This is a genomic window from Oleiphilus sp. HI0128 (genome assembly GCF_001635365.1).
Window position 1 is genome coordinate 1 of record NZ_LWGG01000657.1, and the last position, 424, is coordinate 424.

The following is a 424-nucleotide window of genomic DNA, read 5'->3' on the forward strand; positions in this document are numbered from 1 at the left end:
TTCGCTCACCCGTATCGCTATCGTAGCTGTGCTCATAAACTCGGACTATCGTGTCATCACCAAAGGGGAAAAATCTTACTTCATGGCCTGCTACATATAATGTGTCGTAATCAGGGCCTTCGTTTAGGATATTAAGCCTATCAACACAGTAATCAGTTGAAACCGGCATGAAGGTGTCATTTACCCCACCCATATCACTATATTCCATCGATAAAGCACCAGACACTTCTTGCCCTGTACTCAACTGACAATTGTCAAAGACCAGCTCTACTGTATCACCTTCGCTATAAGCCTGACCCGGCTCCCTAGAACTGTCCCAACTAATGGGGTCCTCAAATACATCTTTAACATAATTTCCGCATATCAAACTTAGATCTTCTGGAAAGTCTGATGCATCTAAATATCGATACAATGGCGAATCCAA

At 42.9% G+C, this 424-nt stretch carries 1 protein-coding gene; it reads right to left on the reverse strand.

What is annotated here, in order from left to right; genetic code table 11:
• A partial coding sequence (locus tag A3763_RS08220) for a hypothetical protein (RefSeq protein WP_156495007.1) occupies window positions 1-412 on the reverse strand: 412 nt, incomplete at its 3' end.
• Window positions 413-424: the final 12 nt, after the last annotated feature.